Origin of the sequence: Acinetobacter sp. AKBS16 (assembly GCF_002899995.1) — a bacterium.
In the GTDB taxonomy this organism is placed as follows: Bacteria; Pseudomonadota; Gammaproteobacteria; order Pseudomonadales; family Moraxellaceae; genus Acinetobacter; species Acinetobacter baumannii.
The window spans coordinates 128,127-150,454 of the sequence record NZ_POYH01000047.1 but is presented as its reverse complement, the minus strand read 5'-3'; the positions used below and the strand labels follow the sequence as shown (position 1 = coordinate 150,454).

Genomic DNA, 22,328 nt, shown 5'->3' with positions numbered 1-22,328 from the left:
ATGAAGAAAATTTTTATTTCAATTGTATTTGGTACTCGTCCAGAGCTCATAAAGTTGGCTCCGGTAATTTTATTAGCAAAACAAGATGCACGATTTCAGGTAGAAGTTATTTTTACAGGACAACATGATGAATTAGTTCGAGATGCGATAGATTTCTTTGGGGTTGAAATTGATCATCGTCTTAAAATTATGAATGCTGGACAAAGCTTGAATCAGCTTTTAATTCATGGCTTAACGCAACTTGAAAATATCTACACAGATGGTCAAAAAAGAGATGCAATTGTTATTCAAGGTGATACTACAACCGTGTTAGCTGCTGGGCTAGTTGCATTTTCAATGAAGATTCCTGTTGCCCATGTCGAAGCGGGTTTACGTTCTTATGATTTAGATCATCCATTTCCTGAAGAAGGTAACCGCCAGTTAGTTTCTCGTATTACCAAATGGCATTTTGCCCCTACAGAACAATCAAAGCGTAACTTGTTAAATGAGCAGATTCCACCTTCATTGATTACAGTGACAGGGAATACGGTAGTCGATGCTGTGTATTTAGGAAGGAAACTCATAGCTGAAAAGACGGGTTTGAAAAATCAACTTAAGCCTTACGGAATTGAATTAAAACAAAATGATAAAGTTGTACTTATAACTGCTCACCGCCGTGAGAATTTTGGCGAAGGAATTCAGAATATTTGTAATGCTGTTGAGTATTTAGCAAAACATCATCCTGTTTTACATTTTATTTGGCCTGTACATTTAAATCCTGCTGTACATAATGTAGTGCACGATAAGTTTAAAAATCATGCTCAAATTCATCTTGTGAAGCCACTCGATTATCCGAGTTTATTGGCCATTATCGACCGCTCCACCTTTATTTTAACGGACTCTGGTGGTTTACAAGAAGAAAGCCCATCATTTAATAAGCCTGTCTTAATTTTAAGAGACACGACTGAACGCCCGGAAGTGGTAGAGGTGGGAGCAGGGGTATTGGTTGGAACAAATCAGCAGAAAATTATTGAAGAGGCTGAGAAACTTTTAACGGATTCACAGCATTACCAAAAAATGGCTCATGTTGAAAATCCGTTTGGTGATGGACGTGCTGCCCAGCGAATATTAGATGAAATTGCCAGAACTTATAACTAGAGATCATTTATTTTGAGTTTTCTGGTTCGTTTATGGTGGCGGGTGTGCTGCCATAAACGAGTCGATACCATAGACCGACAATATAAACGGACCATCGGCCCATATAGTGGGGGCCATCAAAAATATAAATTTTTTTCCCTTCATACGCCTTAATTTGAGAAATAATTTCCCAAGGATAGGCTGCACGAAATTGACCATTTTTCTTGGTTCGAAATGCTTCTAAAACAATAACCGTTTTATCTTTTCCAAGTGTCTGCTCAAGTTGATCTAAAATGCGTCTAGCTTGTTCGGGAGTTCTTACTCCGACACCTACACCATCTTGGAAAAAAACGCCTGCTTGTTGAGGAAGCCAGCTTTTAACCCATAAATCGTAGTTTTCAGGTTCACTTTCACCACTATAAACACTAACCCAAATAGGAGAGGGTAATTTTTCCAAAACATGTCCTAAGGTACTTACTCTTAGCCATGTTGGGTCGGCTTCTACTGGAAAATAATAGCCTTTTAAAGAAGTATCATTTTGTTCTTGAATAATTTGTGCAGATTTTTCTCCCAAAGCAATGACATTAGCACGCGCTTCGTGTTCATTATATTCACCTGCTAACCCCAATATAAGATTTTTAGCCCAAGGTTGCTGTTTAATTTTTTGTAAATCAATGGCTTTTTCCCATTGAGGAAGATTGGAGTTTTTCCACCAAGATTTAGATTCAACGACTGACCATTGGGGAACAAAAGTATTTATTCCTAAGTAATGCCAGTTTCCTTTAGGAGGAGTAGTATCATTGTCAGGTTGCCAGAAGATACCCTCAATAATGGGAGGTTGCCCATGATTTTTGAACAACCCCGCATAACCCACTACACTACATATAATTAAAATAATAAAAGCAGTTATTTTAATTGGTATCTGTTTTTTCATTATTACGTCGTAACCAATACCACAAGAAGATCACTATTATCATAATTGCAGAGATAATCACAACTAATAAAAAGAATGATGATTGCTGAACTAATGGCGCTTTTTGATTACCCACAATTAATTTTTGAAGAACATAAATATTGCCGTTTTCAGAAACCAGCATTTTGGTCACATTATTTGGGATTTTATGCTGTATTTTTCCCCATAAATGCATAAAGGTTTGTGCGCCGTTTTCAGAGTCTGTAATTACATCGAAGCGGTTATTGTTATAACTTACGATAAAGCCATTCGCTGCTGCGGGTGTATAAATAATATTTTGATGCATTAAGACTTGTTGCTGATAAATCTCTTTGTTCACTCTCACATTCACTGCTTGTGGAGAGGTCGGAGAAAAGCGTACTAGGTTCACTGGCATTGGTGCTTGTGTCAGCAGCATATTTTTAGCGACTTGTCCTAAAATAATGGCAATATTTAATGCCCCGGATTGGTCATCAATTGCGATTGTTGGCTTGGTGGCTAAGGTCATTGAAAGAGCGGCAACACCATTTTTAAGTTTATGGGGAAGTTTTACCGTTGATTTGGCGGTATCAACCCAGAGTGAGCCGTGAGCATTGGGTAAACATTGAGAATTGGCAATAACCGAGTTTTCAAGTTTTAAGCTAAAGTTGGTTGTATTTGAAATTTCCTTGGCAAAGATGTTGAACTGTCGGTTTACAGGGTCGGATGCGAGATCCGCCGTTTTCATACTTCCTGCAAGTCCTCCATCAATCCATGCTGTAATGTTTGAACCTTGTAATAGTCCACTTTGAATACGAAGTGCGATTTGTCCTTGCAGAATATCAGTAGGTTGCCATACTGCCGGAAAATCAAGAAATAAATTCTTTTCGGCATGATTTAGTCGAAAATCCTGAATACCTAGATCTGCAAGCGTATCAATTTTTTTAAATTGCGCCCAAGCTGGTGCTGAGATTGTAGTTGGAAAAATAGCGCTGCCCGTATCAAGCTGTTGCACATAAGTTGGATTAATTAGCCCGTTAATGGCAGCAGTAAGCTCTTGTGGAGTGTGATAAGTAATAGATAGCGTCGGTACACCTTCAGCCGGTTTAGCAATTTGTACTAAGGCTCCTCCTTTGAGTGGGCTTGCCGAACGAATCACTTCAATAATAAAGTTCGTTTCAGGATTTAGATTGGTTTGGCCTGAATCAACCCATTCAATTGGCGTTACAGAACTCCACGAACTTACTAATCGGCCCAACATAGAGGCTTCGGTAATTTCTTTACGGTTATATTTTAAGATTCCGACAAAAGGTGTAGGTCGTCTAGCCTGAGGGTTAAATAAAGCGTCCGGTAGATCTTTTAAACGGTACTCATTTCGAATAGGCGTAAAGTCGAGTTGAGAATTACTCAAATAAGTTAAGTGATCAATATCTTCTGTACAGAATGTTTCTTTTGTTTGGTTAAGCGTCGTTGGTTTTGCATATTGTTGAATAATAAAATCTAAACGGTGAAAACCACTCTGACTGGCAGGAATATTAAATTTGAATTGGCCATCACCATTAAGCGTAGTGTTATAAATGAGCTTGTCGTCATATTTGACGAGTACTGTTGTGTCATTTTCAGTTGAGTAGTCACTCGAAAACTGAATGTTTTGCCATTCAGCACCTTTTCCAATATAGAAAAAGTGAGGCTCGACTGTATATTTAGTCGAGGTACTAATATCGTCGAGTTTCCATGTATAAGCATGAGTAGACATGGCAAGCAAAAAACTGGTGCTGGCAAGGAGCACTTGAGCTGTTTGGTAAAGATCAAAAGTCTTTTTCATTTATTTTTTCTCCTTGCTACGTTCCGTTTTGTACCATTGAAGGGAGTTGCCCTGTATTTTATTTTTTAGCATGTCGAATGCGGCTTTAAACACAATAAATAAGAAGATTTGTGAGTAACTTACGTAAGATAAGACAGAATAAAAATAGAGTTCTGGTTTAACTTTTTCTAAAGAAAGCGTAAACCACATTTGTGCTACATAGAGACAAAATGAGAGTCCCCACAGTAGTGTAAATGGACCAGGAACTGAAATACCTGCAATATCAAGTAAGCCAAGCGTTAAGGTAATATGACTCCAGAATAAAGCCGGTACAAAAAGGATATAGCACATAATGTTATTTAGAATTTCAATCCCGATTGGGAATGGGGTTCTCAGTGCTACAGGTAAATATTTGCGTGTTACATAAAAATTACCTTGAGTCCAGCGTGAGCGCTGTTTAACGAATACGCTTAATGAAGGAGGATCCTGTTGCCAACCGATTGCATAGGGAACCCATTTAATTCGTTTTTGTCCGATAAAAATTCGAAAACTCATTTCTGTATCATCGACTAGCGATTTTTCATCAAAACCGCCCAAAGTCTCTAGAGCATCGCGCCAGATGACATAATTTGTTCCCATTAATGTTGATAGTTCAAAACGTTGCCAGCGTCCACCTTGAAAGATCCATTGGAAAAAGATGAATTCAATCGCAATAAAACGAGTCAAAATACTATCTTGCCAGTTACGGGTTCTGACTTTGCCATTTACCGCGACTAGCTTTTTATCGGCTAACAAGGTTTGGGCAAGTAATCGGACGCAATCGGGTTCAGGGGTACTATCGGCGTCGTAAACAACAATTAACTCACCTTTGGCATGGGGAAGACCATTATTAAGCGTTCTTGATTTACCTTTACCACCCATACCTTTGGGTACATTGACAATTTTTATGCAAGGATAAATTTTTGCGAGGTTTTCTGCGATTTCAAGGGTGTTGTCTTTGGAGCCATCATTTATCAGTAAGACTTCATAAGACTCTGCCGGATAGTCCTGTTGAGCAATGGCATGCAAAGTGTCCTCAATCACAACGCCTTCATTATAAGCAGGGATCAAAACACTTAAGACTGGCCATCTTTCTGGTATTGGTAAGTTTTGCAGCTCTTTTTCAGCCGTTTTGGAATACTTCCACGCTTGATAGCTTAACCATGCCCAAAATGCTTGTGGAATCCAAATACCTAAAAAGCCAAATAAAAACAGGATATCAATTGGAGCCATTTTTACGGACCCTCCTAATAATAGAAGAGATGAGCAGCAATAATAAAATTGCCCCGACCACTAAGGAGATCCATGAAATATAGCTACCAAATGTGCCGAGTAGATCCGGATACGTCGTTGTTAAAATCAGGTCAAGTGGAACAACAACAATGCTTAAAACAATAAATATATAACCTATAAGATTCGTACTTATATGTTCAGGAGTACTCTCATAATCAATATTATTAAAGTTCCAAGAAATGCCGAGTTGAGGATATCGAATATTAGATAGGGGTAAATCGGCAGGGGGATTAATAATAATTTCATAACCTGAAACATGACCGTTAAAACCCTTGGCCGAGTAAAATAAATGTTGGCCTTGTCTGACTTCTCTTGAGGGTAATGGTAAATTTGCTGAATTTAGCTGGATAATATAACTACCTGCTGGTTGAGAAATTAAATTTTCATCCCATCCCGTACTCACAAAAGCAGCCATTGGGCGTAAACCAATAGCGGTCGAAAAAGTTGCTTTTGCGGCAAAATATTGAGGTTGTTCAGTTTTAAAAAGCACAATAGGAATAGCACCTTGGCTTACTGCTTCTTTTAACAAGAAATAGTGAGGAAAACCAAATACTTCGTCTGGCAAGATAATGCCGGGTCTAATTCCGTTATGGATAAACTTTTGGAAACTTTCAGAGCTAATCTGATCAATTGTAAAGACAGGCCACCATGTATCTTGGTAAGGGAAAAACATGGAAAGATCACTAGGACTTTGAACCTCGGCTTTTATTTGCTCAGCTTTAATTTCGCAATGATAATATTGTCGATAGAACTGTTGTAATGTGGCATCTGGATATTGGCTAGAGGCGATTACAATTCCACAAATATTGAGAAGATTAGACATTAGCTCATCTCCTCAGGTGGAATAGGAACAATTTTGTATTCCACCTCAAGACGCAAAGTCGTAATTTCTTTTAATTTTTTTAAGAATACAGGGTCTTCTTCTGTTTTCTGCTGGCGAATCATAATACTGTAAATATTTTCCAGATCATCATCTGCAAACTGGAAAACAATTTCGTTGGGTTCATGTTGGCTCAAAATTTTAATCATTTCATTTTGAGTTGTTTTCCAGACATCATCGCCTAACATTTCTTTAATCAGACTGCGATTAAGAATTCGTATTTCGAATACTTCATAATCTTGTACATTGTGGTGATCAAGTAATTTAAAAAAACTACGCTGAAAGTATTTTAAAGCACTTAGCGGGAAAATATCGCGGCGATAATTTCGGTCATAGCTTTGAATATCACGGTATTTCTGTACATTAATTTCAATATTGTGGCGTACAGCACTTAGAAAGAGCGGTATTAGGGGAATAATGAATAATAAAAGTAACTGACGTTCAATATGTGTTTGTGCGCCTAAGTCGAGTAAAAAGTATACGGCAACCCCAATAAAAGCGACTAAACCTACAATTAAAGACAAACCGACTTCTAAAAAAGCACCTGAAATTAAAAGAAGAAGAATAAAAATCCAACTTCCTCTAAAACTCACAGGCAGCCACTCATATGCAACCATTCCCATAAATAGATGAGCTGCGATAATCCATAAGACGAGTGTTCTACCGGGGTGCTTTTGTTGCATGTGGCCTATGCTACCTTTTTTGTAATGTTAATTTTTTTATACTTTTATAATGAAAGGTGTTGATTTGCGAAGTAGTTGTTGTTTCTGTCCTTTTTAGGTATCTATTATGTTTATTTGTAGATTAAAGCCACTGTATAGTCAAACCTTGTTATTAATTTTTCATCAAAAATAAACAGAGCAGACTCAATTGTTATCTAAATATTCTTGAAAGTTTCAATTGCTTTAAGGCGTGTTTCTTTTAAATCTACTATGGGTTTTGGATAATTTAAACCAAGATCGGTTTTGCTTGAGTAGGGTTCATGAATCGTTTTATTGTCCAAATGAGCCAATTCTTTCACCCATTGGCGAATATATTCTCCCTCCGGATCAAACTTCTTTGATTGAGCAATTGGGTTGAAAATCCGAAAATAAGGTACGGCATCTGTTCCTGTTGAGGCACACCATTGCCAACCGCCATTATTTGCGGCGAGGTCACCATCAATTAAATGTTGCATAAACCATTGTTCACCAATGCGCCAATCAATCAAAAGATTTTTACATAAAAACATGGCCGTAATCATACGTACTCGATTATGCATCCAGCCTGTTTGTAAAAGTTGTCGCATCCCAGCATCAACAATAGGAATACCGGTTTGACCCATTTGCCATGCGGTTAAATGTTCTGGATTATGATTCCATTTAATCTTCTGAGTATCTTTCTTAAACGGGATGTGTTTAGAAACATGCGGAAAATCAAATAAAATATGTTGGTAGAACTCTCTCCAAAGAAGTTCGTCTAACCATGTTTGTTGGCCTTTATTGACTAAGTGAAAGTTGCCATGTTGATTGCGAAAGAGTGCTTGTAAACACTGTCGAATAGATAAAATACCAATATTTAAATAAGGCGAAAGCTTACTTGTACCTTGTATATGAGGAAAATCGCGCTCGACGTTATAGTGACAAACCGATTCTTCAATAAATTGATCTAATTGTTCTAATGCGTATTGTTCGCCAACAGGCCATAAATCTTGCTGTTCTTTTGAGAGAGATGAGCAAAATAGCTTTTCAATTTCGTCTAAATCAATTTTTTTCCCCTGTAAAAAATCTAGTGGTACTTCATTTTGTTTATTAGGGACCGGATAACATTGAGGTAAACCGCTTGTGTCGAGCTTTGTATAACAAGCTTTTTTGAATGCACTAAATACTTGATATGGTTGTTGTGATTGGTTACGGATTGAACGTAAAGGAAAAATAGTACGGTCATGGAATAAAAATAGTTCTTTGCCATGCCGATTTAAATAGTCTTGTACCGTTTTATCTCTTTTTAATTCATTTACGCCTATTTCGATATTGGCATACACATTTTCAATATTATATTTCTTGCTGAAATCAGAAATAAAGTTTGCGATCTCTTTCCAATCGGGAATGACTTGAATAACTAGTGGAATATGCAGTGCTGCTAACTCTTTCTGAAGCGTTCTGAGTTGTCGTAAATAAAAACTTATTTTTATTGGAGCATCGGCGTGTTGTTTCCATTGCTCTGGCGATAAGATGACTAAACCGAGTGAAGGTCCTTGCTGGCTGGCGTGCCATAAAGCTGCATGATCATGTATACGCAAATCTTGGCGAAACCAAATGAGCTGATAAGCATTTGACATGCAAGTCCCTAAAAATAAATTAACTCTATGAATATTATATAAATTAAAGACATAAAAAAAGCAAAGCCGAAGCTTTGCCTTTTATTATCTTCTAAAAGAAGACTTAGTGGTGGTGACCACCCGCACCGTGTACGTGACCGTGATCTAATTCTTCTTGAGAAGCTTCACGGATTTCTACGATTTCAACTTCAAACGTTAAATCTTGACCAGCAAGTGGGAAGTTTGCATCAACAATAACGTTGTCACCTTCAACCGCTTTAACAGTAACGATTTGAACGCCGTCATCTGTTTGAGCTTGGAATTGCATACCTGGTTGAATGTTATCAACGCCTTGGAACATTTGAGCAGGAACTTCTTGTACTAGGTCTGGGTTGTATTCGCCATAACCTTCAGCAGCTGGTACGTTAACAGTGAATTTATCACCAACAGTCTTACCAGTTAATGCATTTTCTAAACCAGGAATGATGTTGCCTGCGCCATGCAAATAGGCAAGTGGTTCACCTTGAGATTGATCAAGTGTTTCACCCTCAGCGTTTGTTAATTTATAGTGGAATGAAACCACGTGGTTATTTGCAATTGCAGTCATGTTTTTGATCCATTCAATCAATTAAAGCGTACATCATAAAGTGAAAAATAAATTTTGTAGACTACAAAATCTCAATCTTTAACACTTTTTCTAATGCGTTTTTATCTAAATAGGGATGAACTTAAAAAATTCAACTCAATACAGCTTAATTTTTGGTCGTACTCGTCTTGTAAGTAAATCTTTCATTGTGAGTAGTCCAGCTTGAGTGTATCCGTGAATTGTTGCTTGATGTAAACGGTATAAAGATACATACATCGTTTTAGCAATATATCCTTGGACACTGACATCCCCCAGTAATTCTCCAACCGCTTTATTACGACTTAAAGACACAAGTGAACCTTTGTCATTAAAAGTAAACATCGGTTGTGATCGGCCATTTAGCCTAGCAGCCATAGCATCGACTAAAAAGCTTGCTTGTTGACTAGCAACTTGAGCGCGTGGTCCGAGAGGCGGGTGTCTTGCATCAAGTTGGCAATGGGCACAATCACCAAATGCAAATACATTAGGATCGGAATAGGTCTGCAGCGTTGCATAGACCATTAAGCGGTTAATATTGTCACGTTCAAAATCACTAAGACTTTCAAGTACTTTTGGTGCTTTTACCCCAGCTGCCCATACCGTAATATCACTGTTGAGCTGGTTACCATTACTAAAATAGATATGGTGTTCATCAATTTTTTCAACACGGTGTTTAGTTAAAATTTCAACACCCATTTTTTGAAGCTGTTTTGCGCTATGTTCAGCTGTTTTTTCACTTAGGGCAGGGAGGATGCGTTCTGAGGCCTCAATGAGTGTAATTTTGACTTGATTCGGATGGATCTTTTTCAAACCATAGCGATAAAAGTTTTTGGTCGTTTCAATCAGTTCAGCCGCAAGTTCGACACCTGTTGCCCCCGCACCAATAATTCCAATATTTAATGTACGTTGATCGGGTTGATTTTGCGCTTCGATATATAAATGTAAAAGATCTTGCTGGAAAATATCCGCCTGTTTACGGCTATCGAGGAAATGGCAGTTTTCACGAACACCGAGTGTATTGAAATCATTTGATACTGAACCAAGCGCTAAAACCAGCGTATCGTAACTGAGTTGTTGAATATGGGTATTTTGTTCTTTAGAGACTTGAGGGGGAATTAAATCAATTATTTTCTTATCTTTATTTACTGCTGTTAATGTTCCCAACACAAATTCATAGTGGTGTTTCTCTGCATGGGCAAAATAATTGGTTTGCTCTTCGTGAGGATTTAAAGAACCCGCCGCAATTTCATGAAGTAACGGTTTCCAGATATGAGTTAAATTTTGGTCAACCAATGTAATTTTGGCTTTACCATTTTTCCCAAAAGTTTCACCAAGTTGCGTGGCGAGTTCTAAACCACCAGCGCCACCACCGACAATAACAATATGATGTAAGTTTTGGGGCATTTTTATCACCTAATTATTTTTCTATAAAAAAAAGATGGCTGAATTATGCCATCTTTTCTTTATAAAATTTATTGTGCATCTGTGCACAATTTGATGTTTTTAGTGCGAATCTATAGGGTAGAGTTTTGCTACACTGTGCTCACTTGATGAAAAGATTGAGAATAGGCTTGAGAACCACATCATAATTCTTTGGAAAATATTCGCTTCTTCAATGTGTACATCATTTTCAATTTGAAGACTGCGAATGAGCTGGTTATTTTGATAAATTGAAACTGTTGCCAAATTCATTGCTTTCATTAACGGTGCTGTTAACTTTTGCTCATTTAACTGAATATTTACACGTGTTTGAGTTGTTTCAAGTGGAGCAATAACTTTAGGTTGTTGATTGCTATCAAGAACTTGAATACGCTGTGTAGCATAATCAAATGTATTTAAATCAATTGGTGTTGGCTCAGCATATAAAGAAGTCGTAACAATGGTTGGCTGCTTAGTTTCTACTTTAAACATTTTTAAAGTTGATTTAATAACAGGCAATTCAGCAATTAATTTTTGCTCAGGAATAACCACTTCATCACGTGTATAAGCATAAGCAAGATTCATTAATTTATCTGCAATTTCAGCACGTTTCACAGCACTTGGTGTACCTAAGACAATTACCAGTAAACGTCTTTGCGGTAAGTTCGGTGAAAATGAAGGGCGTGAAGCTGTTAGAGCCAAGTTATAACCTGCTGCTTTGGTATAGCCAGTTTTTAAGCCATCTACAGATGGATCATATTTGAGCGCAAGGTTCGTCGCGTGATGAAAACGTTGATTGTAGCTAAAGCTCGGCATTTTCGAATAATGTAAATATTCAGGGGTCTGGTGAATCACTGCCTGACTTAATAAGCTCAAATCATGAGCTGTCGTGTAATGATCCGGCATTGTAATACCAGCAGGGTTACTAAAGTGCGTGTCTTTCATACCTAAAGCTTGAGCTTCTTGGTTCATACGTTGTACGAAATGAGGCACATCACCAGAAATTTTTTCAGCCAAAGTCACAGCTGCATCATTTGCAGACATAACAATTAAACCAGCCAAGAGCTGATCAACTGAAATTTGCTCGCCCGCTTTGAGGTACATTTGTGATTCATCCCACTGCACCACGCTTACGACTGGTGTTGCAGTAATGACTTCGTTCAGTTTTAACTTTCCAGCTTTAATCTCTTTTAATGCAATATAGGCCACCATCATTTTGGTTAAAGATGCTGGCGCACGTTGTACATGACTATTATGCTCAGCAATAATTTGACCAGATTGGGTATCTACAATTGTCCATGCAGCGGCTTCAACACTTTCAGGAGCAATATTAAGTAGAGCAGCATTGGTAAGAGTAGTACAGAAAATACTAAACAGCGTAAAAAGAGATAGGAAAAATTTCACTAGGTGACCTTGACGTTTACTGGCAAATACGGAACACAGATGCCCAGCATGCTATGCCTTTTTTTTGTAGAAGGCTAGTGTGAATTGTTGCCAAAAAATACATCTACGCAAGTCGATACAAAAAAGTGATAATCTAATGTGAAACCGTTCTTATTTTTAAATTGAAGAATTTATGTTGCATTATCAAATTGAGTTCGATGATTACAAACAACACCTTGTTCACGTGACAATTCGCTTTTTAGCGAATCCAAATCAGGAACTATGGTTGCCAACGTGGATTCCGGGCAGTTATCTCATTCGAGAGTTTTCTAAGCACATCGAGGCAGTAAAGGCCTATGATGAAGCTGGACGCATGCTCAATATTAAAAAGACTGAAAAAAATCGCTGGCGTTTATTTAACACCGATCACGAGTTAATTACTGTTGAATATGATGTTTATGCATATGATTTATCAGTACGTGGCGCATATGTAGATCAAACGCGTTTATATATTAACCCTGCCTGTGTGTGTTTAGGCTTAGAAGGCCAAGAACAATCTGCATGTGAATTAGAAATCTTTTTGCCGGATGAATTAAAACACTTTCAATTAGCAACAGGATTAGCTTCAAAAAGTTTAGTAAAAGGACGTTTTACTTTAAAAGCTGATCATTATGATCAACTCATTGATAGTCCATTTGAACTGGCTGATCAAACGCGTTTTAGCTTCGAAACGCATGGAATTGAACATGAGTTTGTAATTTCAGGTACTCACGCTACGAATGTTGATCGTTTAAAAACGGATATTGAAAAAATTTGTGCAGCCGAAATTGATCTGTTTGGTTCAGCACCGTTTAAAAACTATACCTTCATGACTATGGCAACAGGGAATAGTTACGGTGGGTTAGAGCATTGCAATAGCACAAGTCTGATTACTCCACGAGATGATTTACCGAAATCGAATGAACCCACTGAACCTTCGAAAGATTATCAACGTTTCTTAGGTCTATGCAGTCATGAATATTTTCATTCGTGGTTAGTAAAGTTTATCCGCCCAGAAAATTTTGCGAACTACAATCTGCATCAAGAAGGTTATACCTCGCTACTGTGGATTTTTGAAGGGTTTACTTCGTATTACGATGATTTAATTTTATTGCGCAGTGGCGTGATTTCCCAAAAGTCTTATTTAGATTTGTTGAAGTCACAGATTGATCGCTATTTGCAAAACCCAGGACGTTTTGTTCAAACAGTAGCAGAATCAAGTTTTGATGCTTGGATTAAATTTTATCGTCAAGATGAAAATTCGAATAATGCAGGCACGAGCTATTATAACAAAGGTGCATTAGTTGCCTTATGTTTGGACTTAGGCTTACGTTTACGTGGTTCTAGCCTTGATGCCTTAATGCGTCGATTGTATGAAAATACGCAAAACGGTGTTCAGGTTAATGAGCGTACAATTTTTGATTTATGCGAAGAGCTAACAGGTGATAGTTGGTTAGAGCAAATCAATCATTTGATTAATACTACTGAAGAGTTACCACTCGATCAGTTATTCCCTGAGTTTGGTTTAAGTTATACGCTTAAAAATGATAAGACTTTAGCTTATGGTTTAAAGCTAGCTGATAAGCCTGAAGGTGTGTTAGTACAAAATGCTCACCGTGAGGGAGCTGGTGCTAAAGCGGGTATTTCTGCTAATGATGTCATTATTGCAATTGATGGACTAAAAGCGACCACAAAACTTATTGAGAAATATGCTAAACAAAAGGGTAATTACTCAGTCTTGGCTTTCCGCCGTGATGAGTTATTGTCGTTTGAAGTTACAAGTGACAGCATAAACTTAACTGAAGTTGAACTTATTATTGAAGATCAAAGCAAAGCTGACAAATGGTTAAAAGCCTAAATAACCGTTAATTAATTTATAAAAAACCGATGTTTCGTGCATCGGTTTTTGTTTTTTCCTAACTTCAAAACATAGAAAGAGTCTTTATCTTTGAGTTTGTTTTGAATGAAAAGTATAATAATTGTCAGAACTCTGAAAGATATCTCATGTAATTTAAGACTGTTCTATACCTAAAAAGTTGGTAAAAGCACATTTATTACCATAAGTTAGGTATAAGATTATTATCGATAGATTTAAATTATGTATTATTTCGCTGCGAAATGTCGTTATCACTGGATATTTCGTTGACTGAAAGCCAATGAGAGCCGATACTCTCAGGGTTTTATTTAAGCATATCGGTTCGTAGGCACTGGGCCAAAAGCTCGGTCCTCAAAACTCAATTCAACGGAAGGGGCTATATATGGCTGGTGAAAAGTCAACCATCATTTACACACTGACTGACGAGGCGCCATTATTGGCGACTTATTCGCTACTGCCGATCATTGAGACCTTTACTAAGCCAGCTGGTATCGAGATTGTTAAAAGTGACATCTCTGTAGCTGCACGTGTGCTCGCAGAATTCGCTGACTACCTAAGTGAAGAGCAAAAGGTATCCGACAACCTTGCTGAGCTAGGTCGTCTTACACAAGATCCAGATACTAACATTATCAAACTCCCAAATATTAGTGCCTCTGTTGCGCAATTGACAGCATGTATTAAAGAACTTCAATCTAAAGGTTATGCAATTCCTGACTATCCGGAAAACCCAGCGACTGAAGAAGAAAAAACAATCAAAGCTCGTTATGGCAAATGCCTAGGTTCAGCAGTAAACCCTGTTCTTCGTGAAGGTAACTCTGACCGTCGTGCTCCTGCTGCCGTTAAAAATTACGCTAAGAAACACCCTCACTCAATGAGCGAGTGGAAACAATGGTCGCAAACTCACGTTTCACACATGGAAGAAGGTGACTTCTACCACGGTGAAAAGTCAATGACACTTGACCGTCCACGCAATGTAAAAATGGAACTTATCACAAACAGTGGTAAGAGCATTGTTCTTAAGCCAAAAGTTGCGCTTCAAGAAGGCGAAATCATTGACTCAATGTTCATGAGCAAAAAAGCGCTTTGCGACTTCTATGAGAAACAACTTGATGACTGCCGTGAAGCAGGAATTTTATTCTCATTACACGTAAAAGCGACAATGATGAAAGTTTCACACCCGATCGTTTTCGGTCACTGTGTGAAAATCTACTATAAAGAAGCTTTCGAAAAACACGGTAAGTTGTTTGACGAATTAGGTATTAACGTAAATAACGGTATGGCTGGGTTATACGAGAAAATCGAAACTCTTCCAACCTCATTACGTGAAGAAATCATTGAAGATTTACATGCTTGCCAAGAACACCGTCCTGCACTTGCGATGGTTGACTCAGCAAAAGGCATCACTAACTTCCATTCACCTAACGACATCATCGTAGATGCTTCTATGCCTGCAATGATCCGTGCTGGTGGTAAAATGTGGGGTGCTGATGGTAAGCAATACGATGCTAAAGCAGTGATGCCAGAATCAACATTTGCCCGTATTTACCAAGAAATGATCAATTTCTGTAAATGGCATGGTAACTTTGATCCAAAAACAATGGGTACAGTACCAAACGTTGGTTTGATGGCTCAAAAAGCTGAAGAATACGGTTCTCACGACAAGACTTTTGAAATTCCTGAAGCAGGTATTGCAAACATTACTGATCTTGACACTGGTGAAGTGTTATTGACTCAAAATGTTGAAGAAGGCGATATCTGGCGTATGTGTCAGGTGAAAGACGCTCCGATTCGTGACTGGGTAAAACTTGCAGTAACTCGTGCACGTAACTCAGGCATGCCTGCGATCTTCTGGCTTGACCCATACCGTCCACACGAAAATGAATTGATCAAGAAAGTACAGAAGTACTTAAAAGATCACGATACGACTGGTCTTGATATCCAGATCATGTCTCAAGTACGTGCAATGCGTTACACACTTGAGCGTGTAGTTCGTGGCCTCGATACAATTTCTGTAACTGGTAACATCTTACGCGACTACTTAACTGACTTGTTCCCAATTATGGAACTTGGTACTTCTGCGAAAATGTTGTCTATCGTTCCGCTTATGGCGGGTGGTGGCATGTACGAAACTGGTGCGGGTGGTTCAGCACCTAAACATGTACAACAACTTGTTGAAGAAAACCACTTACGTTGGGATTCGCTTGGTGAGTTCCTTGCGCTTGCAGTTTCTCTAGAAGAAATGGGTATTAAAGAAAATAATGCTCGTGCCAAGTTACTTGCGAAGACACTTGATGAAGCGACTGGTAAATTGCTTGACAATGACAAGTCTCCATCACGTCGTACAGGTGAACTTGACAACCGTGGCAGTCACTTCTATTTGTCACTTTACTGGGCAGAAGCACTTGCTGCACAGAACGAAGATGCTGAGTTGAAAGCTAAATTTGCTCCACTTGCAAAAGCATTAGCTGAAAACGAACAGAAGATCGTTGCTGAGCTTGCTCAAGTACAAGGTAAACCGGCTGATATCGGTGGTTACTATGCAGTTGACCCAGCGAAAGTAAGCGCTGTAATGCGTCCAAGTGCTACATTCAATGCAGCGCTTTCAACTGTTCAGGCTTAACTACTAATTCGTTAGTACATAGCTAAAAGCCGGTGCATAAGCACCGGCTTTTTATTTTTATAAAATAAAAATCATTAAAAAAAGCCCACTAACGTGAGCTTTAAAACTTAAATATTTTTATCGGCTATTGCGGCTACGACCACGTGGTGCTTTGGTATTTGGACGTGTTGTACCATTAGTCTTACGACGCGGTTTTTCACTTTCATCCATTTGCCAAATACGCTTTGTACCAGATTTTTTCGCAGAACCATCTTTGTTCTTGCGAACCATTGGCTTACCGCCAGTGCCACCCGGTTTTTTCACATATGAACGTGAACGATAAGGTTGTTCAGCCGGAACATCTTTAAAGTCTGGGTAGAGTAGAGGCTCAATTTCTTTGGTTTCGCCCGGTTGTAATCCCAATTGAACTAAGTCAATCGTACCAATTTTTGTACGAATGAGACGTAAAGTCGGAAAACCTACCGCAGAGGTCATGCGACGAACTTGGCGGTTACGACCTTCACAAATAGAGATTTCAATCCAAGATGTTGGAATGCTGGCACGGTAACGTACAGGAGGATCGCGGTCCCATAACCATTCAGGCTCACTTACCTTAATTGCTTTAGCTGGTAAAGTCATACCATCATTAAGCTCTACACCCTTACGAAGCTGCTCGAGTGCTTCTTCGGTTACATCGCCATCAACTTGAACTAAATACGTTTTGTATTTTTTATTCGCAGGGTTGGTAATGAACTGATTCAAACCACCATGATCAGTTAAGAAAACTAAACCCTCAGAGTCCATATCAAGACGGCCTGCTATGCGCAAAGTCGGGTCATCTACAAAGTCAGAGACCGTCATGTGTGCTTCGTCTTTACGAAACTGGGAGAGAACGTCATATGGTTTGTTGAGAATGACGATTTTCATAAAAAATGACTTCTTCTTTCAAATAAGCGGTAAAAACATTGAGCTATATTTAAGTGCGAAATTTGCTTATTTCCCACATAAATCTCAAAAAGGGTTAAATTCGATTAAGCTATTATGCGTTAATAAAAGTTGAAAGTATTGTTTATCGATAATTATTTTTGTTTGGTTAGTTAAATATTATAAAAGGGAGAATCTACATAATGGGTTATCAGAAGATCGTGGTTCCTGCCGACGGTGATAAAATTACAGTAAAAGCAGACCTGTCACTGAATGTACCAAATCATCCAATTATTCCTTTCATTGAGGGTGACGGTATTGGTGTAGATATTACACCGGCAATGAAAAAAGTTGTTGATGCGGCAATTTTAAAAGCCTATGGCGGCAAACGCTCTATTGAATGGATGGAAGTGTATTGCGGTGAAAAGGCCAATAAAATTTACGGTACTTATATGCCGGAAGAAACCTTTGAAGCGCTGCGTGAATTTGTAGTTTCAATTAAAGGCCCTTTAACTACACCAGTCGGTGGTGGTATTCGTTCACTCAACGTTGCACTACGTCAAGAACTGGATTTGTATGTATGTGTACGTCCTGTGCGTTGGTTCCAAGGCGTCCCTTCACCCGTTCAACATCCTGAGTTAACTGACATGGTGATTTTCCGTGAAAACTCGGAAGATATTTATGCAGGTATTGAATGGAAAGCAGATTCTGAAGAAGCTAAAAAAGTTATTAAATTCCTTCAAGAAGAAATGGGGGTCACAAAAATTCGATTCCCTGAAGGATGTGGTATTGGTATTAAACCTGTTTCCAAAGAAGGAACACAGCGTTTAGTTCGTAAGGCTATTCAGTTTGCAATAGATAATGACAAACCTTCGGTGACTCTTGTTCATAAAGGCAATATTATGAAATATACCGAAGGTGCCTTTAAAGAATGGGGGTATGAGTTAGCGCTAGATCGTTTCGGTGGTGAATTAATCGATGGCGGCCCATGGGTTAAAATTAAGAATCCTAAAAATGGTAAAGACATCATTATTAAAGACGTGATCGCAGATGCTTTCTTACAACAGATCTTGATGCGTCCTGCTGACTACTCTGTAATTGCAACCCTTAATTTAAATGGTGACTATATTTCCGATGCATTAGCAGCAGAAGTAGGGGGAATCGGGATTGCGCCAGGTGCGAATATTGGTGGAGCTATTGCAGTGTATGAAGCAACGCATGGCACTGCACCTAAATATGCTGGGCAAGATAAAGTCAACCCGGGTTCAATTATTCTCTCTGCTGAAATGATGCTCCGTGATATGGGGTGGACAGAAGCAGCGGACCTGATTATTAAAGGTATTTCAGGGGCGATTGCAGCTAAAACCGTAACTTACGATTTTGAGCGTTTAATGCCGGGAGCGACCTTGTTACGTTGCTCAGAATTTGGCGACGCCATAATTCAACATATGGAAGATTAAACTTTCATAGAAAAGCCCTCAATTGAGGGCTTTTAAAGTCTTTAGATTTATAATATTGAAAAATAATAAAAAATAAGAATATTAAACGTTAAAATTTTAGCTAGGAATTAGCCGTATATGCCCACAATATACATGCTAATATCGTTAAACTCAGCAATATTAAGCCTTGCCCATGATGTGTTGCATACAGTGGTACATTTCCAATCGTATGCGTCATTTTGTAGTTTAGAATAGGCCGAATACAAAAGAAAAAAAGCGGTAATGATAAAATCACTGTATTACTAATTTTAATTGTATGGCGAAAATAGTAACTAAATAGTCCTATTAGGGCGGCATACAATAATGTTTTAAATAGCACCTCTCCACTGGTGTATATATCTATACCGAGATAAAAATTAAACTTCCATATCAGAAGACTAATTGTAGCAATTATTGCGATAATACCTACAACAACAGCATTTGCTGGGTTTGATACATTGAACATTTTTAGAGTTTTTAATTGATATAAATTAATTTGCTTAAAATATATATTATAAAAACATAGAGTACAGTGACGATTTTTAACTTTATAAAACTCCCTAAAAATCCTCATTTAGACATTTTGAGACTCAAGCGAGTTTGAGCTTGTTTCTTTAAATACCCATAGGGCAAAACAAAATATGATCACGATGAGTAGCCCTAAACTTTGACCATGACCTGAGAGATAAAACGGAACATCTGGGATAGTTTGAATGGCCTTGTAGTCAAGAATTGGCTCTAGCCAAAAGTAGGCAAATGGAACAGCAATTAAAAATTGTGTTGTAAACTCAATATGATTGCGTGTTAAAAAGCCCAAAATAGCTGCTGTGACAATATAGATAACAATCCTTACCGAGACTTCGTATGATGTTGTCATATCCAGTGCAAAGATGGTCTGACACTTAAATGCCAGTAATAAAACACCGATAAAAGCGAACATCGCCAAGAGCTTTAAAAGCTCATCAATATAATTGTTATTGCTCATGTTTTGCTCAATTTTAAGTATTAAAAATTATAAATTTTGACTGAATATAGATCAGAAAATAGCTCTCTACATTGACATAATATGACATTTTTTGTCAGTTAAGCGTTTTTAATAAGCGTACTAAAATAGCTGTTATGCGGTTTGTTCTACTGATCTATTCATTAATTTTTATTTTGACAATATACGATTATTCAATGGAAAAGCCCCTTATGTATAGGGGCTTTTTTTATTGCATAAATTCCGGATGTTTTTGGGGCTTAGAGATACCAATTTTCTTTTGATAGCTTTGGTCTAAAGCCTGAATAAGGAGTACGAAAACAATCAAAAAGAGAGAAAAGAATAAAGTTTTCACGATTCGGTTTCTCCGAGAGTGTTCGGCATGGAAGAACGGATAGGAATTAAAAGGCTCAATGCAAATAACAAAACAATGCCGCCCATTAAAAACAGATGGGCATAAGACCAATGCAAGTGATGTAAAGTACTAATAACAACGCCACCTAATAACTGAGTGCTGGCAAACCCAATGGTGGCAAGGCTCCAGATTTTTTGATAACGCTGTTCATAAATCTGTAGCAGGCTGTAAGAGCTAATAAATACGGTGGCAGGTGTGAGTAAACCTGTAAGAAAGGACGATAAAGTGAGCAAAGCAGTAGCATGTGAAAAAAATGGTAGGGCAACTGCCAAGCAATAGACACCGTATAGACATTTAATTGCCTGCAAATATCCAATAAGGCGGCTTAAACAATACGCCACAAAGGCGCCAACACAACTTCCGACCCCATAAAGAACCCAAAATAAGTTTCGTTGTTGCAATGGAAAATGTAGGGTCCCCGATAAATAGTCCATCCAAAACAAAGAATGTGGGATATATGCAAAAGCACTGCACATATAAGCAATAATAATGACTAGTCCTAAACGTGAATGTTTGAAGTTTTGAGGAGCGTGATTGGCCGTTTGAACGGACTCGGTAGGTGGGTGCCTTAATAACTGAAAAAGTACCAAACTGCCAATAATGGAAATGGCGGCAAAAATTTCCCAGACATATTGAACAGGCATATTTTTAAGTGCAGGAATAATGAGGGTGGCAGATAACACGCCTGCGCCAATACCACTAAACCCTAAAAAATTGACTTTGAGCCTTTGGCTAATTGCAATATTTTTCATGGCAAAGCTAGGTGCCAAAATCATGAGTAGGCCACCTGCGATACCTGAAATGGTGCGCCAGAGAACAAACCAAGCCAAAGGCATGTGTATAAAAGAACAGCAGAGTAGGCTTAAGCTACCTAAAACCGCCGAAGTTATAATCAAAGCGGGTATAGATTTTTCTTTAATGCTAAACAGTGCCAATAATGCGCCAACCAGATAGCCCAATAAATTTGCACTTCCTAAATAGCTTGCAAAATCATGAGTCCATCCATATTGCACAATCATAATAGGCATGAGTGCGGTATAGGAAAATCTAAAAATACCAATTCCTAGGCAAGTCGCTAAAAAAACAAGCAGGCTCATTCGATAGAAGGTAGACATGAGAAATCTCTCAATTTTTTTATTATTAAAAGCGAGTTTATTTATCATTAGAAATGATTTAATATGATATTAATTATCTTGTTTTGAGATAGTGGCATGTTGCTTAAGTCTTTAGAGTTTTTTTTAGCGGTTGCAGAGAGTGGAAGTTTTTCATTGGCTGCACAAAAGATGTGTACGGTTCAATCCAATATCACGAGCCACGTGAAAAAGCTTGAAGAAGAATTAGGTGTGATTTTATTAAATCGTCATAACCCCGTTACATTAACCAATGCAGGACACCAGCTACATAGTTATGCTGTGCAAATGATCGCACTGCATAATAAAGCGAAGACAATCTTCCGAGAAGGTGATATTGACCCGAATGAAACTATTCGTTTGGGCAGTATGGAAACGACAGCAGCAATACGACTTCCGCAATTGCTTAATGAATGTATGCAGCAACATCCGAATTTGCCGCTTGAACTTCAAACTCACCCGACAGGATATTTGTTAAATGCTGTGCAACAAGGAGAAGTCGATTGTGCTTTTGTCGCTTCTAAATATGTGATTCCAGAGCTATATAGTTTTCCGGTGTGGCAAGAACAACTGGTTTTGGTTTGCCCAAAACAACAAATTGATTTTCCCGACATTGCCACCCTCGCAAAGACTCGATTTATTGCATTTCGACAAGGATGTTCCTATCGGCATGCAATTGAGTTGTTTTTAAATGATCACAGTGTGCCACCTTCGCAAATTATGGAAATGGGCAGTCTGGATGGCATTGTAAGCTGTGTGGAATTAGGTGTCGGTTTTGCTTTATTGCCAAAGTCATATCTGAATAAAGTAGCCGATAAAGTCTCATTAAGTTGTTTTGAAATTAACACTGAATCTGCACATTTCACTACTTATTTGGTCGCCCAGCCTCCTGAAACATGGGGCAGTAATTTAAAGCAATTTATTTGTTTTATTGAGCAACAATTTATACAGAAATGCGCTTAATTTTTATACATAAATATCTAACGTAACTTATGTTTTAAAAGTGATATATATGTATTTAAAAGTCATTTTATATTCTCATTCAGATCGGTAATGATCTGCATGCTAGAAAATTGTTGAAAAGGGTAGTTTATAT

General features: G+C 38.1%; 19 protein-coding genes. 5 read left to right on the top strand and 14 right to left on the bottom strand.

Going from position 1 to position 22,328, the window contains the following annotated elements:
- Positions 1 to 1,137, top strand: a complete 1,137-nt coding sequence (gene wecB / locus C1642_RS08290) for a non-hydrolyzing UDP-N-acetylglucosamine 2-epimerase (RefSeq protein ID WP_103236185.1) — start codon at positions 1 to 3, stop codon at positions 1,135 to 1,137.
- A 7-nt stretch (positions 1,138 to 1,144) separates the two neighbouring features.
- Here the strand turns inward: wecB and C1642_RS08285 are convergent, their stop codons facing one another.
- The 9 genes from C1642_RS08285 to C1642_RS08245 all read right to left on the bottom strand — a co-directional run bounded on the left by C1642_RS08285 (position 1,145) and on the right by C1642_RS08245 (position 11,810).
- Entirely contained in the window at positions 1,145 to 2,050 is a 906-nt protein-coding gene (locus C1642_RS08285; RefSeq protein ID WP_103236184.1) for a hypothetical protein, read from the bottom strand.
- Positions 2,028 to 3,872 carry a hypothetical protein gene (locus C1642_RS08280; protein WP_103236183.1) on the bottom strand — a complete coding sequence of 615 codons (1,845 nt, stop codon included), beginning with the start codon at positions 3,870 to 3,872 and terminating at the stop codon, positions 2,028 to 2,030. The genes C1642_RS08285 and C1642_RS08280 overlap by 23 nt, the downstream gene beginning before the upstream one ends.
- Complete coding sequence (locus tag C1642_RS08275; protein ID WP_000035257.1) at positions 3,873 to 5,123, bottom strand: glycosyltransferase family 2 protein; 1,251 nt, start codon at positions 5,121 to 5,123, stop codon at positions 3,873 to 3,875. It lies immediately after the preceding gene.
- Positions 5,110 to 6,006 (bottom strand): hypothetical protein, encoded by an 897-nt coding sequence (locus C1642_RS08270; RefSeq protein ID WP_002069064.1) that lies wholly within the window; start codon positions 6,004 to 6,006, stop codon positions 5,110 to 5,112. Before C1642_RS08270 ends, C1642_RS08275 begins: the two co-directional genes overlap by 14 nt.
- Positions 6,006 to 6,746 (bottom strand): hypothetical protein, encoded by a 741-nt coding sequence (locus C1642_RS08265; RefSeq protein WP_001186266.1) that lies wholly within the window; start codon positions 6,744 to 6,746, stop codon positions 6,006 to 6,008. Before C1642_RS08265 ends, C1642_RS08270 begins: the two co-directional genes overlap by 1 nt.
- 194 nt (positions 6,747 to 6,940) lie before the next feature.
- Positions 6,941 to 8,383 carry a deoxyribodipyrimidine photo-lyase gene (gene phrB, locus C1642_RS08260; RefSeq protein ID WP_103236182.1) on the bottom strand — a complete coding sequence of 481 codons (1,443 nt, stop codon included), beginning with the start codon at positions 8,381 to 8,383 and terminating at the stop codon, positions 6,941 to 6,943.
- 103 nt (positions 8,384 to 8,486) lie between these two features.
- Positions 8,487 to 8,969 carry an FKBP-type peptidyl-prolyl cis-trans isomerase gene (locus C1642_RS08255; RefSeq protein ID WP_000123995.1) on the bottom strand — a complete coding sequence of 161 codons (483 nt, stop codon included), beginning with the start codon at positions 8,967 to 8,969 and terminating at the stop codon, positions 8,487 to 8,489.
- 135 nt (positions 8,970 to 9,104) lie between these two features.
- Positions 9,105 to 10,391, bottom strand: a complete 1,287-nt coding sequence (locus tag C1642_RS08250) for an NAD(P)/FAD-dependent oxidoreductase (protein WP_103236181.1) — start codon at positions 10,389 to 10,391, stop codon at positions 9,105 to 9,107.
- A gap of 99 nt (positions 10,392 to 10,490) precedes the next feature.
- Positions 10,491 to 11,810, bottom strand: a complete 1,320-nt coding sequence (locus C1642_RS08245; protein WP_103236180.1) for a D-alanyl-D-alanine carboxypeptidase PBP6B — start codon at positions 11,808 to 11,810, stop codon at positions 10,491 to 10,493.
- Between the two features lie 172 nt (positions 11,811 to 11,982).
- Here C1642_RS08245 and C1642_RS08240 point away from each other — a divergent pair, with 172 nt between their 5' ends.
- Both C1642_RS08240 and C1642_RS08235 read left to right on the top strand, forming a co-directional pair.
- Complete coding sequence (locus C1642_RS08240; RefSeq protein WP_000903512.1) at positions 11,983 to 13,686, top strand: M61 family metallopeptidase; 1,704 nt, start codon at positions 11,983 to 11,985, stop codon at positions 13,684 to 13,686.
- Between the two features lie 400 nt (positions 13,687 to 14,086).
- Positions 14,087 to 16,324, top strand: coding sequence for an NADP-dependent isocitrate dehydrogenase (locus C1642_RS08235; protein ID WP_000896679.1), 2,238 nt, complete (start codon positions 14,087 to 14,089; stop codon positions 16,322 to 16,324).
- A gap of 117 nt (positions 16,325 to 16,441) precedes the next feature.
- Here the strand turns inward: C1642_RS08235 and C1642_RS08230 are convergent, their stop codons facing one another.
- Positions 16,442 to 17,230 (bottom strand): rRNA large subunit pseudouridine synthase E, encoded by a 789-nt coding sequence (locus C1642_RS08230; RefSeq protein WP_000706554.1) that lies wholly within the window; start codon positions 17,228 to 17,230, stop codon positions 16,442 to 16,444.
- Positions 17,231 to 17,430: 200 nt separating this feature from the next.
- On the opposite strand from C1642_RS08230, the gene icd reads away from it, so the two are divergent.
- Positions 17,431 to 18,687: an NADP-dependent isocitrate dehydrogenase gene (icd, locus tag C1642_RS08225; RefSeq protein ID WP_000542119.1), complete on the top strand. Its 1,257-nt coding sequence runs from the start codon at positions 17,431 to 17,433 to the stop codon at positions 18,685 to 18,687.
- A 100-nt stretch (positions 18,688 to 18,787) separates the two neighbouring features.
- Here the strand turns inward: icd and C1642_RS08220 are convergent, their stop codons facing one another.
- The 4 genes from C1642_RS08220 to C1642_RS08205 form a co-directional block, all read right to left on the bottom strand.
- Positions 18,788 to 19,279 (bottom strand): hypothetical protein, encoded by a 492-nt coding sequence (locus C1642_RS08220; protein WP_001218088.1) that lies wholly within the window; start codon positions 19,277 to 19,279, stop codon positions 18,788 to 18,790.
- Entirely contained in the window at positions 19,280 to 19,690 is a 411-nt protein-coding gene (locus C1642_RS08215; protein WP_000069673.1) for a hypothetical protein, read from the bottom strand.
- A 226-nt stretch (positions 19,691 to 19,916) separates the two neighbouring features.
- Positions 19,917 to 20,042, bottom strand: a complete 126-nt coding sequence (locus C1642_RS08210) for a hypothetical protein (RefSeq protein ID WP_103236179.1) — start codon at positions 20,040 to 20,042, stop codon at positions 19,917 to 19,919.
- Entirely contained in the window at positions 20,039 to 21,217 is a 1,179-nt protein-coding gene (locus C1642_RS08205) for a YbfB/YjiJ family MFS transporter (RefSeq protein WP_103236178.1), read from the bottom strand. The genes C1642_RS08210 and C1642_RS08205 overlap by 4 nt, the downstream gene beginning before the upstream one ends.
- Positions 21,218 to 21,313: 96 nt before the next feature.
- Between C1642_RS08205 and C1642_RS08200 the strand changes: the two genes are divergently transcribed.
- Positions 21,314 to 22,195 carry a LysR family transcriptional regulator gene (locus C1642_RS08200; protein ID WP_000925116.1) on the top strand — a complete coding sequence of 294 codons (882 nt, stop codon included), beginning with the start codon at positions 21,314 to 21,316 and terminating at the stop codon, positions 22,193 to 22,195.
- The last annotated feature ends 133 nt before the right edge of the window (positions 22,196 to 22,328 follow it).

Excerpts from the sequence above, each read along its gene's own strand:
- wecB (WP_103236185.1), top strand. The coding sequence starts at position 1 with ATGAAGAAAATTTTTATTTCAATTGTATTTGGTACTCGTCCAGAGCTC.
- C1642_RS08285 (WP_103236184.1), bottom strand. The coding sequence starts at position 2,050 with ATGAAAAAACAGATACCAATTAAAATAACTGCTTTTATTATTTTAATT.
- C1642_RS08280 (WP_103236183.1), bottom strand. The coding sequence starts at position 3,872 with ATGAAAAAGACTTTTGATCTTTACCAAACAGCTCAAGTGCTCCTTGCC.
- C1642_RS08275 (WP_000035257.1), bottom strand. The coding sequence starts at position 5,123 with ATGGCTCCAATTGATATCCTGTTTTTATTTGGCTTTTTAGGTATTTGG.
- C1642_RS08270 (WP_002069064.1), bottom strand. The coding sequence starts at position 6,006 with ATGTCTAATCTTCTCAATATTTGTGGAATTGTAATCGCCTCTAGCCAA.
- C1642_RS08265 (WP_001186266.1), bottom strand. The coding sequence starts at position 6,746 with ATGCAACAAAAGCACCCCGGTAGAACACTCGTCTTATGGATTATCGCA.
- phrB (WP_103236182.1), bottom strand. The coding sequence starts at position 8,383 with ATGTCAAATGCTTATCAGCTCATTTGGTTTCGCCAAGATTTGCGTATA.
- C1642_RS08255 (WP_000123995.1), bottom strand. The coding sequence starts at position 8,969 with ATGACTGCAATTGCAAATAACCACGTGGTTTCATTCCACTATAAATTA.
- C1642_RS08250 (WP_103236181.1), bottom strand. The coding sequence starts at position 10,391 with ATGCCCCAAAACTTACATCATATTGTTATTGTCGGTGGTGGCGCTGGT.
- C1642_RS08240 (WP_000903512.1), top strand. The coding sequence starts at position 11,983 with ATGTTGCATTATCAAATTGAGTTCGATGATTACAAACAACACCTTGTT.
- C1642_RS08235 (WP_000896679.1), top strand. The coding sequence starts at position 14,087 with ATGGCTGGTGAAAAGTCAACCATCATTTACACACTGACTGACGAGGCG.
- C1642_RS08230 (WP_000706554.1), bottom strand. The coding sequence starts at position 17,230 with ATGAAAATCGTCATTCTCAACAAACCATATGACGTTCTCTCCCAGTTT.
- icd (WP_000542119.1), top strand. The coding sequence starts at position 17,431 with ATGGGTTATCAGAAGATCGTGGTTCCTGCCGACGGTGATAAAATTACA.
- C1642_RS08220 (WP_001218088.1), bottom strand. The coding sequence starts at position 19,279 with ATGAGGATTTTTAGGGAGTTTTATAAAGTTAAAAATCGTCACTGTACT.
- C1642_RS08215 (WP_000069673.1), bottom strand. The coding sequence starts at position 19,690 with ATGAGCAATAACAATTATATTGATGAGCTTTTAAAGCTCTTGGCGATG.
- C1642_RS08205 (WP_103236178.1), bottom strand. The coding sequence starts at position 21,217 with ATGTCTACCTTCTATCGAATGAGCCTGCTTGTTTTTTTAGCGACTTGC.
- C1642_RS08200 (WP_000925116.1), top strand. The coding sequence starts at position 21,314 with ATGTTGCTTAAGTCTTTAGAGTTTTTTTTAGCGGTTGCAGAGAGTGGA.